This window comes from Colwellia sp. MB3u-4, assembly GCF_014077065.1.
GTDB lineage: Bacteria > Pseudomonadota > Gammaproteobacteria > Enterobacterales > Alteromonadaceae > Cognaticolwellia.
This window is the reverse complement of sequence record NZ_JACGVE010000081.1, coordinates 110759-129979: the sequence shown is the minus strand read 5'-3', so window position 1 is coordinate 129979 and position 19221 is coordinate 110759. Positions and strand designations below refer to the sequence as shown.

At 39.2% G+C, this 19221-nt stretch carries 13 protein-coding genes, 6 tRNA genes and 1 riboswitch; of the genes, 15 read left to right on the top strand and 4 right to left on the bottom strand.

Annotation, left to right across the window (positions count from 1 at the left end; all coding sequences use genetic code 11):
- Positions 1–19 precede the first annotated feature (19 nt).
- A riboswitch (cyclic di-GMP riboswitch) is annotated at positions 20–95 on the top strand.
- Between the two features lie 388 nt (positions 96–483).
- The 3 genes from H4J61_RS12790 to H4J61_RS12780 all read left to right on the top strand — a co-directional run bounded on the left by H4J61_RS12790 (position 484) and on the right by H4J61_RS12780 (position 1865).
- Entirely contained in the window at positions 484–885 is a 402-nt protein-coding gene (locus tag H4J61_RS12790; protein WP_182185307.1) for a winged helix-turn-helix domain-containing protein, read from the top strand.
- A 70-nt stretch (positions 886–955) separates the two neighbouring features.
- Positions 956–1585 (top strand): EAL domain-containing protein, encoded by a 630-nt coding sequence (locus tag H4J61_RS12785; protein WP_182185306.1) that lies wholly within the window; start codon positions 956–958, stop codon positions 1583–1585.
- Between the two features lie 19 nt (positions 1586–1604).
- Positions 1605–1865: a hypothetical protein gene (locus tag H4J61_RS12780; RefSeq protein ID WP_182185305.1), complete on the top strand. Its 261-nt coding sequence runs from the start codon at positions 1605–1607 to the stop codon at positions 1863–1865.
- 95 nt (positions 1866–1960) lie between these two features.
- Here the strand turns inward: H4J61_RS12780 and H4J61_RS12775 are convergent, their stop codons facing one another.
- Entirely contained in the window at positions 1961–5455 is a 3495-nt protein-coding gene (locus H4J61_RS12775) for a hypothetical protein (protein WP_182185304.1), read from the bottom strand.
- Between the two features lie 771 nt (positions 5456–6226).
- Here H4J61_RS12775 and alaS point away from each other — a divergent pair.
- From alaS to H4J61_RS12720, 11 genes are all read left to right on the top strand, one after another.
- Positions 6227–8851, top strand: coding sequence for an alanine--tRNA ligase (gene alaS / locus H4J61_RS12770; RefSeq protein WP_182185303.1), 2625 nt, complete (start codon positions 6227–6229; stop codon positions 8849–8851).
- 709 nt (positions 8852–9560) lie between these two features.
- The gene (csrA, locus tag H4J61_RS12765; RefSeq protein ID WP_085304221.1) at positions 9561–9758 is read left to right on the top strand and encodes a carbon storage regulator CsrA; all 198 of its coding nucleotides are present in this window, start codon (positions 9561–9563) and stop codon (positions 9756–9758) included.
- Positions 9759–9962: 204 nt separating this feature from the next.
- Positions 9963–10055 (top strand) — tRNA-Ser (locus H4J61_RS12760).
- A gap of 146 nt (positions 10056–10201) precedes the next feature.
- A tRNA-Arg gene (locus H4J61_RS12755) sits at positions 10202–10278 on the top strand.
- Between the two features lie 116 nt (positions 10279–10394).
- Positions 10395–10471: transfer RNA gene (locus H4J61_RS12750), tRNA-Arg, on the top strand.
- Between the two features lie 362 nt (positions 10472–10833).
- Positions 10834–10910, top strand: a tRNA-Arg gene (locus H4J61_RS12745).
- A gap of 113 nt (positions 10911–11023) precedes the next feature.
- Positions 11024–11100: transfer RNA gene (locus H4J61_RS12740), tRNA-Arg, on the top strand.
- Positions 11101–11215: 115 nt separating this feature from the next.
- Positions 11216–11292, top strand: a tRNA-Arg gene (locus H4J61_RS12735).
- A gap of 908 nt (positions 11293–12200) precedes the next feature.
- Positions 12201–12473, top strand: coding sequence for an OadG family transporter subunit (locus H4J61_RS12730; protein ID WP_182136175.1), 273 nt, complete (start codon positions 12201–12203; stop codon positions 12471–12473).
- A 9-nt stretch (positions 12474–12482) separates the two neighbouring features.
- Entirely contained in the window at positions 12483–14255 is a 1773-nt protein-coding gene (gene oadA / locus H4J61_RS12725) for a sodium-extruding oxaloacetate decarboxylase subunit alpha (RefSeq protein WP_182136174.1), read from the top strand.
- A gap of 8 nt (positions 14256–14263) precedes the next feature.
- Complete coding sequence (locus tag H4J61_RS12720) at positions 14264–15391, top strand: sodium ion-translocating decarboxylase subunit beta (protein WP_182136173.1); 1128 nt, start codon at positions 14264–14266, stop codon at positions 15389–15391.
- Between the two features lie 19 nt (positions 15392–15410).
- Here the strand turns inward: H4J61_RS12720 and H4J61_RS18155 are convergent, their stop codons facing one another.
- The 3 genes from H4J61_RS18155 to H4J61_RS12710 all read right to left on the bottom strand — a co-directional run bounded on the left by H4J61_RS18155 (position 15411) and on the right by H4J61_RS12710 (position 16501).
- Positions 15411–15581: a CS domain-containing protein gene (locus H4J61_RS18155; protein ID WP_404852066.1), complete on the bottom strand. Its 171-nt coding sequence runs from the start codon at positions 15579–15581 to the stop codon at positions 15411–15413.
- Positions 15520–16173: a pyridoxamine 5'-phosphate oxidase gene (pdxH, locus tag H4J61_RS12715; RefSeq protein ID WP_182185302.1), complete on the bottom strand. Its 654-nt coding sequence runs from the start codon at positions 16171–16173 to the stop codon at positions 15520–15522. The genes H4J61_RS18155 and pdxH overlap by 62 nt, the downstream gene beginning before the upstream one ends.
- 148 nt (positions 16174–16321) lie before the next feature.
- Entirely contained in the window at positions 16322–16501 is a 180-nt protein-coding gene (locus H4J61_RS12710) for a PA3496 family putative envelope integrity protein (RefSeq protein ID WP_182136171.1), read from the bottom strand.
- Positions 16502–16853: 352 nt separating this feature from the next.
- Here H4J61_RS12710 and H4J61_RS12705 point away from each other — a divergent pair, with 352 nt between their 5' ends.
- Complete coding sequence (locus H4J61_RS12705; RefSeq protein WP_182185301.1) at positions 16854–19205, top strand: GNAT family N-acetyltransferase; 2352 nt, start codon at positions 16854–16856, stop codon at positions 19203–19205.
- Positions 19206–19221: the final 16 nt, after the last annotated feature.

Below are 19221 nucleotides of genomic sequence, written 5' to 3'. Positions count from 1 at the left end.
TAAAATAAAATAAAATAAAATAAAATAAACGCAAACCCCGAGAAATCTGGGGACGCAAAGCTAAAGGGCCTGTAAAATGGTAGCCAGTTGCCAAAAGTGAATCAACACTTTTTGTCCTCTTGAGCCTTTTTACAAATGGTCTTCTTTATGAAGACTATTTTTTTGCCTGAATTTTATATTGATTTAAATAATAGCGGAATATACGCGTCAATTGAATAGGGCTACAGTTGACTGTTATAGCTTAAATAAAGTTAAAAATTCAATGTATTCCGCTTTACTCATGAAAACGGTTTACTTCATTATTTTGACATTAGTAACGTTATAGATATAAAGATAAAGGTGCTGCTTATCTACTTTTCAATAGGTTTAAAATTTAACCCATCATATTTATGGGGTGATGGAATTGAATAACATACCTTATCAAATTAGAACGTATCCTTTAAATCAATGATGATTTAATTTAAAAATACGCTAGAGAAATCTATGGAATTACCAAAGTTGTACAATACAGGTGAAGCATGTAGTGATTATTGCTCAAAATGTAAATCTTTTGATTTTTCAAACTGTTCGCCTGAATTTCAATTTGATCTTAATAATCAGATAGTTAGCTTTAAAAATGAAAAGGCAAAACTCTCAAAGAGAGGGTTTAGATTACTTTGTGCATTTATAAGGTTTAAAGATATACCACTCAGTGTCGAATTTTTACATGACTATGGTTGGCCTGATCAATTAGTCGTTAAAAATAACTTAGCGGTGACCATATCTGAAATGAGAACCAACCTTAGACACACTAACCTAAGAATAGAAAATATTAGAGGGTTTGGCTATTTATTAAGCTCAGTTGTTAATGAAGGTGAGCATACTAGTGATTCAACTTATGAATAAGCCTCGATTAATTGCGTTTGATTGTTGTGTCTGGGGCAACGTGATTATTCAGCTCCGTACAGAATTAATTATGACGACATTAGAACAATGTAATCATGCCGAGTTGCTCTGTAGTATCACGAGTCAGGCTAATAATATTCCAGCTGATGTGTTTTTCCGATATTTAACTGAGGCTGAGCATTTAAAATTATTTAAATTAATTTTAAATAATTTAATTAGTGATTCAAAATATAGGAGTTACACCATTAGTTTAAATACACCGATACAGGTGATAAAAAATTTTGATGAATGCTTTCCTATTTTGGATAATAATAAAGAACAACATTTTGCTATTGAGATACTAGAACACGACATACAACAGTTTGGTTACTTAGAGTTAGCGACGCTTGATAAAATAAATAAGTGTCCAAATGTTAGCTTATGGCTTGATGACTTTGGAAACAATCAATCAAATTTTGATATTCTACTGTCTAAAAAAATTGCTTTCAGTACGATTAAAGTATCAAAAGAACTTTTTTGGGGGCTAATGGCATTAGATGTTTTATTTTTAAAAAATTTACTCATTTTTCTAAGTAAGAACCACCAAGTGGTAGTAGAGGGGGTGGAGTCTGTAGAACAAGCAGGTTTTCTCTCCCAATTTAGCCACATGAAAATGCAAGGCTATTTGTTCTCACCTATTAAACATTTTGCCTATGTATAATGCAACGATAGAAAGGATTATGAATGAGTTGGTCTTAATAACACCACAGAAAAAAAATAGCAGCCTTGAGGTAAACGCGTTACTAATTGAGGGGTTACTTAGGGATGGTGGTTTTATCAGAAGAGATAGTACCAATCATTTAATGACCTTAGAAGCTTGCATTACCATAATAAAAATACTGGTGGATGAAATTAATTTACAGTACAAAAGTGATAGCGATATTAATGTTTTTATTGAATTAACAAACGAAGAAAAAGATTTTTTAAGCTCAATTTTCTAAACCACAAAAAAACCGCATAAATGCGGTTTTTTTATTTGTACACTGCTGATCAACTTATGTGTCAGTAAAAGCAACCACTCTATTTTAGCTTACCACTAAGGGTGAGAGCGTAACTTCAAGGTTGATGTCTCTGCATCATAAATCAGCACACGTTGGTAAGTTGGCAATAAGTAACTTTCAGCGCTGCCATCCGCTATAACCTCTGACCAAAGCTCTACTTGAGCCGCGTTATATTTACTATAAGTAATACCTAGGGTTGGATCAAAACGATAAAAGTAACTGTTGTTAGCGGTATCTGTGGTGCTGTTAAAGGTTTGCACATTAGCATTGCCTTGAAGTAGGCCGTTGTCAGTGTAGATAGTACCGTCAAAACTTGCCCATTCGCTGGTGCTATTAGCGCTATAAATCGTCTCACCGTTATCACTCATGGCAAAGCTCGATAAGTTAGTAAAGGCTGCATTGATATAGGCTGGCTCATTGATCACTGATATGGTTTCACTGGCATAAGCGTTATAACTTAGTGCAAAGCGTTCAAGTGAGGTGGTTGCTTGCTTGTAGGCCATAAATATATCTGCACTATTGGCTTGGGCAATGGTTGAAACGAAATAGGCATTATTTTGAAGCCAATATTGGCGCGTTAAATTTAGGTCGGCGTACTCCAGCGTTTGTGTGATAACAAGGGGTATTCCAGCGATTATCTTGATCATCAGAGGGCGGTATTCTATGGTGATCTTGTCACTATTTATTTGACTAAACTGATAACTGTTTAAGTCAAATTGATAATGATTAATCCGTGTTTGTTCAAGCCCGTCTTCATCTAAATAAGTTTCGCTATTCGATGCTAACAGCATTGAGCCGTCAGGGTGGATCACTAAGTTGGTTAAATCGACATCGACTAATGGTGACCTTGTGGTGTTAATTAACGCGCCAGAAATAACGTGATAAGTACTAAGTTTATCGCCTTGAGCAATATAAATGTAAGGTCGCATCGGGTCTAGCATCAGGCCTGAGGTATTGAAGCTGATATTACTGATATCAAGGTCATTGGCATCATTGACACCTTTATTAAAGGTGACGTTAATGCGGCCTAATAACGCGGTATCAGCGGTAGTCGGTGATAAGGTTATTACCGCACTATGAACACCGTCAGTCGCTATATTGGCGGGTGTGCCCGTGATAGTCAGTGTGTTGTTGGTGCTGTCAGTTGATAAAGATAACCAGCTAACGTCAGTACTGGCTTGCCAAGCGATATTAGTTTCGCTGTTGGTTAAAATATCAAGGGTATGTACGAGTGTTTGCTCGGTGGCTAAACTATTAAAAGCCAGTGACGGGTAGTTACTACTTAACCTTATGGCATCAATAGCCAGATCAACCGTAATCACTTTTGTGGTGCCACTAGCGGGGTCGTATATCGAGATACTGGCGGTCATTAAGCCCCAACCGGTAATTAAACTAGTATCAATATCAATTAATATTCTCTCGCCATTGTCATCACTTTGCGGTGTTAGTATCAGCCAAGGTGCACTGGCCGTTGCTTGCCAATTAGCAGAAATATTTGACAGTGTCAGTGTTTGTTTTGCTATGGCGCTGTCGCCAAAAGTTGTATTAAAGGCGAGTGTTTCAACCGAGCTTGAAATTTGGCTTAAAGTGATAACATCTATGCTGCCTGCACTGCTTGATGTTAAAACTGCACGGTTATCACCATTGGCAATTAACATTTTGGTGGGTTGATTTTCACCTAGCTCAATACTGTTAGCAAGGGTTTGTTGTTCGTTATAAACATCGATTTTAAAACCAACTTCCGAGTCAAATCTCACATAGTGAGGGCGATCATTAGCACTATGCGCAAGCGCTAAATTAGTCATGGCTGCATTGCTATTTAACACGCCATTGTCGATAAAGGTTGTACCATCAAAACTTATCCATTCACTTGTTGGGCTAATCGTGTAAATATTTTTCTCATCAGCGGTAACATAGAAGTCGTTAATTTGTTGGTTTTCACCTAATAATTCAGGTCGATAACTGTGGCTTATTTCTGTGGTGATGGGGTTGCGGCCAAAATCATTCACGTTGACATTTAAGCGCTTTATCGACATTAAATCATCGCTAGTGCTTACGTCTAAGGCGAATAGGGTTTGATTTTGTTCAGCAACATTAAAGGCTTGGGTAAAAAAGGCGTTAGGGCCATCGAAGCCAACACGCATTAGGTTTTCGTCGGCAAATTCTAAAATGGTGGTTGCCACAAAATAGCGACCATTAAGGCGAATAAATTTTATCGGTTCGTTGGTAATATCAACATCAGTTAACTCAACAACGCTCATGTCACTGAGGTTGATTTGATATCTATGTATGCTGATTTCACTGGTGTTTTCATCAATGACGGTAGTTTCGAGCGCTTTTGCTAACATCATGCTAGCATCGGGATGAATAATTAGCTGTTCTAGTAAAGTATCTGTTGGCGCTATAACGGTTGTGGATAATAATTCATTAGTATAAAGGTGATAGCTGCGTAGTTCATTGTTGGTGGCAACATAATACTGTGGCAGTAAAGGATTAGTTACTACACCGTCAGCATTAGCGACAATATTGAGTGAGTTATTTTCACTGAGTAAGTCAGATTTATAAAAACTCACTTGAATAGTTTCTGCCGTCGCTGTGGTTTGTTCATTGCCACTTAGGGTAATCTCGGCGATCGTGGTTGCGTTATTCGCTAAGGCCGTGCTGTCGGCAACCAGTGTTAATTCATTAGTGTCGGCGTTAGGCGTTAGGGTTAACCACGCCGCTTCGGTTGTTGCTTGCCAGCCCCAAGGAAAAATACTATTTGAATTAATGTTAAGCGTAGTTTGGCTGTTACTAATATTAGCGGTTTTTGCTAGGGCAACGGTTGCTCTGTCTGCAAATAAATGAATATTGTCTAAGCTCAATTCAACAGGGTACTCTGTTGTGCCTAGCGGGCTGGTGATATCTATGGTCGCAGGATAAAAGCCTGCAGTACTAAAGTGACTAACATCAGGGGTGGCGGTAATGGTTGTTACACCATCAATAAAACTTTTTTCAAGGCTGAGCCAAGGCACTGAACTGGCTAAGGTTAAATTATCTGCGCTTGAGCTCAGTGCAATTTTTTTCGAGGCAATGGCGTCAACACCGTAAGTATCATCGTAGGTAAGGGCCTGCCAAATCAGTAATGAAACATTAATATCGGCATGGACTAAGTTTGTTGTTGCCGTATCGCCACTGGATAATCTTAGGGTGGTACCGTAAAGGTTCGCTGCGATTCTATCAGCGTTAACCACATCAATATGAATAGTGGCAGAGGTGTCGGTTAGATTAGCAATGCGATAATTTAACCAAGCTACAGGCGCTGCGGTAGGGGCGAAGCCGAGTAATAAGCCATCACCATCAAAGGTAACATCAAGGGCAATGGTATGGTTTTGTGCTTGTAAAAATTCATGGGTAAATGCGACCGATGAAACTGATGCGCTAATGTTGAATGTTGGTGTTGTATCATTTGAACCACCACATGCTTGTAAAAATAGTAAGCTAAATAAAATAACCAATATTAAACGCATGTTTTTAATTTGTCCCTTCATACATGTCCTTATTTTTATTAATCGCTAGCACTTAGCTGTTATTTTTGACTGAATGTCGCTCAATGTTGGCTCATTCATTATGTAAATTGCTGCAGGTTTATTTTACTTTATTTTGCGTGATTATTAACGGAATGTAAAACTTATTAATATAATGTAAATTTAATTGGCGTTAGGTAAGGTTAGTCATCATTGATGATTTTTACTTTTTACTGACTTAACTCGGGCATAAGTTCTATTGTTTATCTGTTTATTTTCAGTGAAATATTTACCAATAAAAAATTGGATCACATCATTCCCTTTAAATACAGCCACTGCTCAGCGGTCTCACAGAAAAAACGCAGGTAAAAATTCAGCGAAAGAGTTAGCGCAAAAAAATCAGTTTTTTAGCGTATAATTTTGCTGAAACAAGGCTATTTTTAAACTAGTTCATTACAGAGTATTGTCTAAGTAAAGCTTGTTTTGGTGAGTATTTTGGTGCTTTTTTTTAACTGTAAGTAGCTTAAAGCTAAGGTTAGTGCGATATGAAGGTGACTTGGCAGGAAAGGTGTTAATGGTCAATTTGTAGATAAATCACCAAGTAATGATTAAATAGATTGGTATCTTCAAGCAGAGCTTGCGTATAATAAGCACATTGGTGCGTCCCTAATAACAGATCAAAAAGATAAAGCCAAAAGAGTGCGCTTTATGCAACAAGGTGGTTTCTCAGCAGATTAAACCATGACACTATTAAACGCTTAAACAGATATATTCTTCGAAAATTAGGAAATTTAAATGATTGAAACTAGTGCCCAATTGCGTCAGGCATTTTTAGACTTTTATGCATCTAAGCAGCATCAAATTATTGCGAGTAGCTCGCTTGTTCCTGGTAACGATGCGACTTTATTATTCACTAATGCTGGCATGGTGCCATTTAAAGATGTATTTCTTGGCGATGATATTCGCAGTTATACCCGAGCCACGTCAGCCCAGCGCTGTGTTCGTGCCGGTGGTAAGCATAATGATCTAGAAAATGTCGGTTACACCGCACGCCATCATACTTTTTTTGAAATGATGGGTAACTTTAGCTTTGGTGATTACTTCAAAGAAGAAGCGATAAATTATTCTTGGGAATTTTTAACCTCAGTATTAGGATTACCAAAAGAAAAATTGCTAGTAACTGTTTATGAAAGTGATGTTGAAGCATACGACTATTGGTTAACGGTTATTGGTGTGCCAGCAGAGAAAATTATTCGTATTGGTGATAAATCAGTTGATAAACCCTATGAGTCTGACAATTTTTGGTCAATGGGTGATACCGGCCCATGTGGCCCTTGTTCAGAAATTTTTTATGATCACGGAGAAGATATTTTTGGTGGTCCTCCAGGTTCTGCAGATGAAGATGGCGATCGCTTTATCGAAATTTGGAATTTAGTTTTCATGCAATACAACCGTCAAGCCGACGGTACCATGGATAACTTGCCTAAGCCGTCAATAGATACTGGTATGGGTTTGGAGCGTATTTCAGCGATAATGCAAGGTGTGCATAGCAATTATGAAATCGATATTTTCCAAGGCTTAATTCGTGATACCGCTACCTTACTTGAATGTAATGATTTAGCACATAAATCACTACGTGTGATTGCCGATCATATTCGTTCATGTAGCTTCTTAATCACTGATGGTGTTATGCCGTCAAATGAAGGCCGTGGCTATGTATTACGTCGTATAATTCGTCGCGCTATTCGCCATGGTCACAAGTTAGAAGCTAAGTCATTTTTCTTCCATAAAATAGTCGCCTCACTTGCTGAGCAAATGGGCGAAGCTTATCCTGAGCTTGTACAGCAACAGGCCATTATTGAGAAAGTTTTACTCAGAGAAGAAGAGCAGTTCGGTCGAACGTTAGACCGAGGCATGGCGCTGTTAGAAGATACGTTGTCAGCACTTAAAGGCGACACTATCGCTGGCGATGACGTTTTTAAACTCTACGACACTTATGGTTTTCCTGCTGATTTAACCGCTGATATTGCCCGAGAACGAAACTTAAACATTGATCTTGACGGCTTTGATATCGCCATGGCTCAACAACGTGTTCGCGCGCAAAAAGCTAGCCAATTTGGCACAGACTACAACGACACCCTTAAGTCAGAACATCGGACTGAATTTAAAGGTTATACCCGCCATGAAATGTCTTCTACTGTGGTTGAACTTTTTAACAATGAAGCCTCAGTTGCAAAATTAAGTGCCGGTGAAACCGGTATTGTAGTGCTTGATAAAACCCCATTTTATGCTGAGTCAGGTGGACAGGTTGGTGATAGCGGCATATTACAGTTTGATGGCGGCATATTTGAAGTGTCTGATACCTTTAAATTAGGCCATGCCTTTGCGCACAAAGGTATTGCCCGTGACACTATTGGTTTAAATAGTCGTGTTAACGCGCAAATTGATAGCGAACGTCGTGCCGCTATTGTTAAAAACCACACCGCTACCCATATATTACACGCCAGTCTTCGTACAGTATTAGGCGATCACGTTACGCAAAAAGGCTCATTATGTGATGCAGAAAAACTCCGTTTTGATTTTTCTCACTTTGAAGGCGTCACACGCGATGAGTTAAATACTGTTGAACGTATGGTGAATGAGCAAATTCGTGGCAATTTAGCGCGCGAAACCAATTTAATGCAAATTGACCAAGCGAAAGAAAAAGGCGCGATGGCCTTATTTGGCGAAAAGTACGACGATGAAGTGCGAGTGGTCACCTTAGGTGGCTTTTCTACTGAACTTTGTGGTGGTGTGCATGTTGACCGAACCGGTGATATCGGCTTATTTAAAATTGTCTCTGAATCAGGCATTGCTGCCGGTGTGCGTCGAATAGAAGCGGTAACAGGTGAGGCCGCATTAAACTACTTTGCCGCACAAGAACAAACGCTAAGTACTATTGCCGCCTTGGTTAAAACTGACTCAGTGAATGTGGCCAGTAAAGTTGAGCAAGTGATATTACGCAACAAAGAACTTGAAAAAGAATTAGCACAATTTAAACAAAAACTTGCCAGTCAAGCCGGTGCTGATTTAGTTAGCCAAGCTATTGACGTTAATGGCGTGAAAACCCTTGTGGCTAATTTAGCAGGTGTTGAGGCTAAATCATTGCGTGGCATGGTTGATGACCTGAAAAATAAAATGGGCTCAGGCATTATTTTACTAGCCACAACCAGTGACGATAAAGTGAGCTTAATTGCTGGTGTCACTAAAGATCTTGTTGGCCAAGTAAAATCTGGCGAACTCGTTAATATTGCCGCGCAAGAAGTCGGTGGTAAAGGTGGCGGACGTCCTGATATGGCCCAAGCCGGAGGTAGCCAACCAGAAAATATTGAAGCAGCCTTAAAAGCAGCACAAAGCTGGTTAAAGGATAAGTTGAGCTAATATTTAGGTAGTAAGTAAATAAATTAATTTAAGGGGCTTTTAGCCCCTTTTTTTATCTATAGAATGTACCTTGTCTGGCGAGTGGATTGCCGTTCTTAGCCATTCATGGCTCCACAGCTGACAAGAGCGCATAAATAGCATGTACGTTATGTTTAGAGGGCATAGTCGTTCCTAGCCATCCAATGGCTCTATGGCATTAATATATCCTAGTATGTCGATGCTCAGGAGCTTGTGTGACAGGAACATCAATAAGATCCATTGCAAAATTTTTCTCCACAGAACTAACTTAATGCACTTGGTGTAAGTATAAATTCATCAAATTATTATTTGAATATAAATAATAATTTACAATCAGCTCGAATTTTTTATCCGCCTTCAAGGTCTTTTGTTAACAGGGTGTGACTATCATGTTGTTATTCATATATTTTTGATGAAAAATTACAAAAACTTACTTATAAAGTGTTTATTGTTTCATGAAGGTTGTTAATATGAGCAGTAATTGCTGCAATTGCATTCTGCGATTGTTCTGCAAGTTTTTTGTTAAATATTGAAAATTCGATATGGTGAATAGAATCGTCAATGTTTGATAAGTATTCTAGATGCTTATTGTGAACATTAGTGCACTTTTGCAAATAGTAGACTAAATTTAATTTGTTACTAGCTTATATATATTTAGTGGATCTCGTTTTTAAACATAAAGGAAATTAAGATGTTAATATTAACTCGCCGAGTTGGTGAAACGTTGATGATCGGAGACGATGTCACAGTGACAGTGTTGGGTGTTAAAGGTAACCAAGTACGTATTGGTGTTAACGCCCCAAAGGAAGTCTCGGTTCATCGCGAAGAAATATATATGAGAATACAATCTGAAAAAGGTGAGGGTGAAGCCTCAGGTAATGAAATCTAATTACTTTCTCATAATTAAAGCCGACATCAGTCGGCTTTTTTGATCTAGCAATAAAATTAGGTAGACCATTTCAGCGTGTTTTTTGTTAGTTAACGTTTGAAAAGTGACCGGGTTGTTTGAATTGTCACCAAACAGTCGGTAAATAGGAATAAAAGCGGGAAAAAGTTTGACTTATTTTTATAATCCCTTATGATTCGCCCCATTGGAGAGGTGGCCGAGTGGCCGAAGGCGCTCCCCTGCTAAGGGAGTATCTGGTTTGTAGCCGGATCGAGGGTTCGAATCCCTCCCTCTCCGCCAATTTTTTAGATTGGCATCGTAGGAACAACGATAGTTAATTAGTTCACTGCGGGTGTATATAGTATTTACTAGGTTGTCTACCTAAGGAAATATTGTTTAGCTCGTTATCTCTTGAACCAGAGATATAAATAACAGGTTTGATTTGAGGACGCGTAGCTCAGCTGGATAGAGTACCTGGCTACGAACCAGGCGGTCGCAGGTTCGACTCCTGCCGCGTCCGCCACTTTTCTTTAAGTGGCTAAATAATAAAGACTAGCAAGTATTGACGCTAGTTAAAAAATGAATATTGTACAAGTTTGTCATCTCCTAAGCATGAGATATAAAAAAACAGTTTATTGCGGACGCGTAGCTCAGCTGGATAGAGTACCTGGCTACGAACCAGGCGGTCGCAGGTTCGACTCCTGCCGCGTCCGCCACATTGAAAAAACCAGTCTAACGACTGGTTTTTTTTCGCCCCAACATTTTGTTTTTATCTTTGTAGGGTCGCATCAGAGTGCTCATTATGAGTAACATGCGTTATCTCTTAAGCTAGAGATATAAATAACAGGCTTGATTTGAGGACGCGTAGCTCAGCTGGATAGGTTATCTAACGCTAATGGCTACGAATACTTATTATGAGTAAAGTTCGTTATCTCCTAAGCATGAGATATAAAAAAACAGTTTATTGAGGACGCGTAGCTCAGTTGGATAGGTTATCTAACGCTAATGGCTACGAATGCTTTTTATGAGTAAAGTTTGTTATCTCCTAAACATGAGATATAAAAAAACAGTTTATTGAGGACGCGTAGCTCAGCTGGATAGAGTACCTGGCTACGAACCAGGCGGTCGCAGGTTCGACTCCTGCCGCGTCCGCCACTTTTCTTTAAGTGGCTTAATAAAGACTAGCAAATATTGACGCTAGTTAAAAAATAAATATTGTACAAGTTCGTCATCTCCTGAACATGAGATATAAAAAAACAGTTTATTGAGGACGCGTAGCTCAGCTGGATAGAGTACCTGGCTACGAACCAGGCGGTCGCAGGTTCGACTCCTGCCGCGTCCGCCACTTTTCTTTAAGTGGCTAAATAATAAAGACTAGCGAATATTGACGCTAGTTAAGAAATGAATATTGTACAAGTTTGTCATCTCCTAAGCATGAGATATAAAAAACAGTTTATTGCGGACGCGTAGCTCAGCTGGATAGAGTACCTGGCTACGAACCAGGCGGTCGCAGGTTCGACTCCTGCCGCGTCCGCCACATTGAAAAAACCAGTCTAATGACTGGTTTTTTTTCGCCTAAAATTTATTGCCAACCACTTATCTGCGATAACCTCCCTCAAAAAGATTTTAAAGCTAGTTTTATCTCTGTTGGATTTATAGTGACTTGATGAATTACCTGTTCACTTTGAATGGTTAAAATGAAAAGTTACAGCGTCATAAAATTTATAAGATAAGATAAATAACGACTGATTAAATTTTATGCTTTGTATTTAGTCACTTTTCCGGATGAAAAAGTAGAGCACTTAAGTAATTAAATTGTTATTAGTGCGCTAAGTACAATAAATAGCAAATTTAGCATAAGCAAAGTGTGTGAAACATTGTGACTATCGGTTATTTTCTTTGAGTCAGTGTAATTTAGACACTCATTTGCTTGAATATTTTTATAGTTATTAGCTTGCCTCTGAATTAGTCAAAGGTGAGTTTAAAGACCTTTTGATCGACATTCTTATTATCAACAATATTTATCTGAAACTAAAAATATGCATTACTAGTATTTTAATACTGTCTAAATAAGCCATTATTTAGTCTAATCAGTAGATGTTTTTTAGATTTTTATTGACCATAAAATAATGATATTTTGTGATTAATGTAGTTTTTTTAAGCAAACCAAGGTGGTTCATTAGTGTCGGCTTTAAGTTTTGTATATTGTATAATATCCTTGTTTTTCTTTTTCTAATAACCGTTATTCATGGATTTGATATTGTATACAATTTACTTGATATACCATTTTGTATAAAATAATGACGAAATATCATTAGATTTAGTTGTTTTTTTGAACTATTTTAGCTTGACATCGTTTTTTTTCACCAATTTGTAATAATTTGTTTGCTTTTTACACATTGGAGTGATTATTCTAATTATATAAAATTGCTTGAGAGTAAAAAAATGGAAAATCTTCAACAGTTATTTATTGAAGCAGGTACTTTAATGCTAGCCGGTATGGTATTTGTATTTACCTTTTTAGGTTTGCTGATTGTTTTTATCAAGGTTGTGCTGGTTAGGTTGGCAACAAAATTTCCTGATGCGATTGTTGAAAGTAGAGCCTCAAGTAAAAAAAACAATAAAAAACAAGATGGCAACGGTGTATCACCGGCAGTCGTCGCAGCAATCTCTTCTGCTGTTACCCAATATCGTCAACAACATTCTGCACAGAAATAGGAAATGACCATGACTAAGCCCTTAGGAATAACTGAAGTCGTATTACGCGACGGCCATCAATCATTGCTTGCCACACGTTTACGTTTGGAAGATATGTTACCCATTGCTGCTAAAATGGATGAAATTGGTTATTGGTCAATTGAATCTTGGGGTGGCGCAACATTTGATTCTTGTATTCGTTATTTAGGTGAAGATCCTTGGGAGCGTCTTCGAGCGCTAAAAAAGGCGATGCCAAAAACAAAACAGCAAATGTTGTTTCGTGGTCAAAATATTCTAGGTTACCGTCATTATGCTGACGATGTGGTAGAAAAATTTGTTGAGCGCGCTCACGTTAATGGCATTGATGTTTTTAGAATTTTTGATGCGATGAACGATGTGCGTAACTTACAAACATCGATTAAAGCTGCGGTAAAAGTTGGCGCGCATGCTCAAGGAACCTTAAGTTATACTGAGAGTCCTGTGCATACCCTTGAAGGCTGGCTAACCATGGCTAAGCAACTAGAAGACATGGGCGCACACTCTTTGTGTATCAAAGATATGGCTGGCCTGTTGAAGCCTTACGATGCCGCTGAACTGATTAGCCGTTTAAAAGAAACTGTTGCTTTACCTATTGCACTACATTGTCATGCCACAACAGGCTTGAGTGTTGCGACACACATGAAAGCCATTGATGCAGATATTGACGTGATTGACACGGCTATTTCATCAATGAGTATGACTTACGGCCATTCACCAACAGAAACTATTGTTTCTATTGTTGAAGGTACGGCACGTGATACTGGCTTAGACATGCTTAAATTAGCAGAAGTAGCCACTTATTTTCGTGAAGTGCGCGAAAAATATGCCCAGTTTGAAGGTAGCTTGCGGGGCATTGATGCGCGTATCTTAGTCGCACAAGTACCTGGTGGCATGCTAACCAATATGGAAAGTCAATTAAAAGAGCAAGGCGCGGCTGATAAGCTTGATGAAGTGCTAACAGAAATTCCAAAAGTGCGTAAAGACCTGGGTTATATTCCTTTGGTGACACCGACTTCACAAATTGTTGGTACTCAAGCGGTATTAAATGTCCTTACCGGTGAACGCTACAAGTCAATTACCAAAGAAACGGCTGGTGTATTAAAAGGCGAGTACGGTAAGACTGCCGCGCCAGTTGATGCTGAATTACAAGCAAGAGTGCTCGATGGCAAAGCAGCAATTACTTGTCGCCCAGCAGACTTACTTGACCCAGAAATGGATAAATTATCGGTTGAATTGCAACAAATCGCCGAAGAGAAAAATATTACGCTAGCTGAAGACACTATCGATGATGTGCTAACTTATGCATTGTTCCCACAAATTGGTTTGAAATTTTTAACCAATCGCAATAACCCAGATGCTTTTGAGCCCGCACCGACTAAAGCCTCTGCTAAAAGTGCGACTGCAGCACCAGCAACGAGTTCAACAAACACTGGCCCTGAAAGTTACGCGGTAAGTGTTGACGGTAAAGTCTTTGACGTTGTTGTTGCCCCTGGTGGTTCAATAGATACTATTGCGCCAGCGAGCAAAGCACCTGCGGCCAGTTCAAGCGATGGTGAAGCTTTAAAAGCGCCTTTAGCGGGTAATATTTTTAAAGTGTTGGTAAATGAAGGTGACGAAGTCGAAGCAGGCGAAGTGGTTATCATTATGGAAGCGATGAAAATGGAAACTGAAATCCGGGCAATAACAGCCGGTGAAATATCAGCTATTCACACCAAAGAAGGTGACTCAGTCGCCGTTGGTGATATCTTGTTAAGCTTGGTATAGGATAACCCATGGATTCTTTAAAATTATTGTGGATGTCTACAGGCCTAGCAAACTTTGAATTAGGCCAAGTGATCATGATGCTAGTGGGTTGTGGTTTACTTTATCTTGCCATTGCCCGTAACTTTGAACCGCTATTATTAGTGCCGATGGGTTTTGGTGCTATTTTAACTAATATTCCTGCCGCCGGTTTTTCTGAAGTAGGTGGTTTGCTGCATTACATTTACTACGCTGGAATTGATACCGGCATATTCCCGTTACTGATCTTTATGGGCGTTGGTGCCATGACAGATTTTGGCGCGCTGATTGCTAATCCTAAAACATTGTTATTAGGTGCTGCTGCGCAATTTGGCATATTCGCCACTTTGTTTGGTGCCATAGCGTTGAACTTTGTTGGTCTAGACTTCTCTATGAAAGATGCCTCAGCTATCGCTATCATTGGCGGAGCAGATGGTCCGACCGCGATATTTTTAGCGTCAAAACTTGCTCCTGACTTACTGGGCGCGATTGCTGTTGCCGCTTATTCGTATATGGCATTAGTACCAATTATTCAACCGCCAATCATGCGAGCATTAACCACAGAAGATGAACGTAAAATTGAGATGGCGCAATTACGTCATGTCACAAAAGTTGAGAAAATTATTTTCCCACTTGGCGTTTTAATGATGACCATTTTCTTTCTACCGGCAGCAACGCCGTTAGTGGGGATGTTTTGTTTGGGTAACTTAATGCGCGAGTGTGGCGTGGTAGACCGCCTAAGTTCGACAGCACAAAATGAGTTAATTAATATTGTCACTATCTTCTTAGGACTAGGTGTTGGTTCTAAGTTAAGCGCTGATCAATTCTTAAATGCTAAAACTTTAGGCATACTCGCGTTAGGCGCAATAGCATTTTCTATTGGTACTGCTACGGGTGTGTTAATGGCGAAGCTAATGAATAAATTTGCTAAAGAAAAAGTTAATCCACTCATTGGTGCCGCGGGTGTATCGGCAGTGCCAATGGCTGCTCGTGTCGCTAACAAGGTTGGTTTAGAGGCTAATCCACATAACTTCTTACTTATGCATGCGATGGGGCCAAACGTTGCTGGTGTGTTAGGCTCAGCGGTTGCTGCCGGCATATTGTTAGCTTTAGTCGGATAACTTTACAACACACACAATATTAAAAAAGGAGCCATGTGCTCCTTTTTTGCTTGATGGTATGGGTTAATCCACTTAGTGGCATTAAATTGTTGCTGTGTTTAAGGCTACTATGTTTAAGGTTATGGCGTTTAAGGTTGCAGTTTGAAATTTTTCCATTGATTGTTATGTTGTTTAAAACAAACTCTGTCATGCAAACGACTCGCTCGCCCTTGCCAAAATTCTATATAGTTTGGTTTAATGCGCCAGCCACCCCAAAACTCAGGTAAAGGTACTGCTTTGCCAGCAAATTTTTTGGTGTAATAAGTAACGCTATCAGCCAGTTCAGTATCAGTTTGAATTTCGCTACTTTGTTTTGATGCCCAAGCGCCAATTTGGCTGCCGCGATCACGGCTATGAAAATATTTTGCTGACTGCTCAGCACTGATTTTTTCAACACAGCCTTCAATGCGAATTTGACGTTGCAATACATTCCAGTGAAATAGCAGTGCAATTTTGTCATTTTTATTTAATTCTTGGCTCTTTCTACTGCTGTAATTGGTATAGAAGATAAAACCATCTTGGTTAAACTCTTTTAATAACACCATACGACAGCTTGGTTGCCCGTCTTGGCTTACACTACTGACAGACATTGCCTCAGGCAGTAAAACACCCGACTTATTGGCGTCATCAAACCAAAGTTTAAATAATGAAAAAGGATCGGCATTTTCATCAATGGGTGGTAATGGTAAGGCAACGCCTTGACCAAAGGTAAATAAGCAGCGCAATTTTTCAAATAAAGTCATAATGTAGGATCATTAAGTAGCGTAGATATTAGACTAATAATATCAGCTTTATGTGATAAACAAATCGTTACTGATAAAATATTATCGATAATATTTATTGTGGGCTTCTAACCGAGTGTTAATACTTAACTTTGCGCCACCTCATGGATTAGATATCCCAATTGTCTATGTCATCGAGTAATGCTTTGAGGCGTTTTTGTGCTAATAAGTCGTCAATGCGTTTTCTGACTTCGCTGTTATGTTTGGCCTGCTTGCCTTTAGGCAAGTCTTTGTCATAACTGTCCTGTTCGAAGTTTAGGCTAGCGTCATCTGTGAAATCGTCGCACATTTTTTATACCTAAGGCTTTTACAGTATTTTCTGTAATTACAATAAATAGTGGCTTAAACCTGTTAATGCTAGCTAAGGGTTAAATTTAATCGTACTCATTGTCATGATTGTCATCATAGTAAATCTAACAAAGATAGATAATTTGAACATAGGCAACTAATGGTAGATTTTCAACTAATTATTTTTATTCTAAAAAAATGTTGTACTAAAAATGCTAAAGTGATGATTTTCTACCGTACAGTTATTTAGCTTTGATTAGTGCTTAGATCAGTGCTCTGCTAAGCTGCACCTCGCAATGAATTGGGTATATATCTATTGGTGTTAGCCAAGATACTTCTTAAGGTTAAATAGCATGTCAAAAGAAAGTTTTTCTCACTGGTGTTTGCAGTTACAGAAAAAAAATCAGGCTAAGCGCTGGCGTAGTTTAGTGGTGTTAGTGGGTGATGCTGCTTGGACTACTGAACAGCTTGAGACAAGTTTAACTTTATTTTTATCCGCCCAAGAGTCAAACGAGAAGCGCGATAAACAAGGTCTTGTCTATGGTGAACTTGCGCATGCTAGTCGCGCTAATCAGTTAATTTCAGTCAATCGAAAAAATTATGCTCAGTATTTAGGTACTGAGCAAGACGTTATTGTATTTGCGGTAGAAAGTAAGGGTGTTAATAAGGTAGATAATGATGCCTGCCATATCGAAAGTGATTTTGATGTTGATGCCTTTGCCGCGCTTTCGGGCACTTTAGTGGCTGGTGGCGTATTTTTACTTTTATTAAAGCCGTCGCAAGTTGAACAAGTTAACCAGGCGCAATCGCAAGATTATTTCCTTCAACGTTTTATGCAGCAATTAGCCGCTGAACATGGTTATTTCATTAAACAAGATAAAACCGAATTTCCAGCGTTATTGTCTTTGAATAAAACAGCGCAAGACAATCTTGTTGACGATGGACAATTAAGCACTGCTCAGCAAGTGAAAAACCTGCCATACGGCTGTTTCACTCAAGAACAAGTGTTAGCGGTTGAGGCTATGCTCAAGGTATTGTCGGGTCATAGAGATAGGCCTTTGGTACTAACCGCAGATCGTGGTCGGGGTAAGTCTTCAGCTTTAGCACTGGCTGCGTGTCAAATGTTGGCTAATGCTAAACAGCCACTAAAAATCATCATCACGGCGGCAAGTAAACCAGCACTTAACATTTTTTTTCAGCAAGTTGAAACACACTTGCCTGATGCCAAAGTTGGCATAAATAGTGTAGAGCATGCCAACGGCAGCATTGTTTTTTATGCTATCGATGTGCTGTTAAAAGAGCAACCCGAAGCCAGTATAGTCATGGTTGATGAAGCTGCCGCCTTGCCTGTTTATCTTTTGCAGCAATTACTCAGCCATTATCATCGCTTAATATTTGCCACGACTATTCATGGTTATGAAGGCGCAGGTCGCGGCTTTAGTCTTAAGTTTGCTCTGGTGCTGCAGCGATTGATGCCGAATTGGCGCAAAATGCACATTAATGAAGCTATTCGCTGGGCAAGTGACGACCCGCTCGAGCGATTCGTTTTTGCTAGTTGTTTGCTAAACGCCAAATTGCCTAATTACCCTAACACTTTCTTAGCCATGAATAATGCTATCCCTGAAATTAAAAGAGAGAGCAAAAGAGAGATCAAGAGTGAGGCTAAAGTTGGGGCTGAAAGTCTGGCTAATAACGTGCAAGCGCAAAGTGATTTACTTTCGCAATATAAGCTAGTGACCGAGCTTGTTACCCCCGCACAACTACTGCAAAACGAAACGCTTTTACAGCAAATTTTTGCGGTGTTAGTAACAGCTCACTATCAAACCTCACCCAGTGATCTCAGGTTACTGCTAAACAATAGCGCTATATCATTGTTTGTACTTAAACGTGAAAACGATATTTTAGGTGTTGTTATGCTGATGCGAGAAGGGCATGCAGATGAAAAACTGGTTGAGTTAATTCGTGAAAATCAGCGTCGGTTACGCGATCAGTTTTTACCACAATCATTACTGATGCATTGTGGTATTAAGGAAAGTTTTAATTATAGTTATCAACGTGTGATGCGTATTGCGATACATCCTCAATTTCAGGGGCAAGGCTTAGGTAGACACTTTTTAAGTGCTATTGAACGCCATATTACACGCCAAGGCATAGACTTTATTGGCGCTAGTTTTGCGGGCAACGCTACTTTGCTCAAGTTTTGGCAGCAAGCTGGCTTCGCCGTTGCCCGAGTAGGATTTAGTAAAGACAAAGCCAGTGGTGAGCACTCTTGTTTGGTGACTAAAGCCTTAACGCCTAATGCTAGCCACTTACAGCAAGTGATTGTTGAGCAGTTTTACCAACAATTTGATTATTGGCTAACCGATGAGTTTACCCATATGCCAGCAAAATTAGTCTGGCAATTGCTCAAGGGTAATAAGACGTTGAAAACGTCGGTACTAGCGCGTGATATTTTGCAAAGCGTTAACGACTTTACTTCTGGCCAACGTCAATTTAGCAGCTGTGTTTATGCGCTACACCAATGGCTATTAAGGCATTGTACGGAACAGTTTAACCCTGAAGTATTACCCTTAGTTGCGCGTATTTTACAAAAACATAGTATTGAAAAAGTTTGCCAACAGTATGGTTTTACCGGTAAAAAAGCCTTAAACCTACACCTAATCAATTATATTAGGGCTCATCAAGTGCTAGCCCATAAATTGTAAATAGTCAGTGTTATAC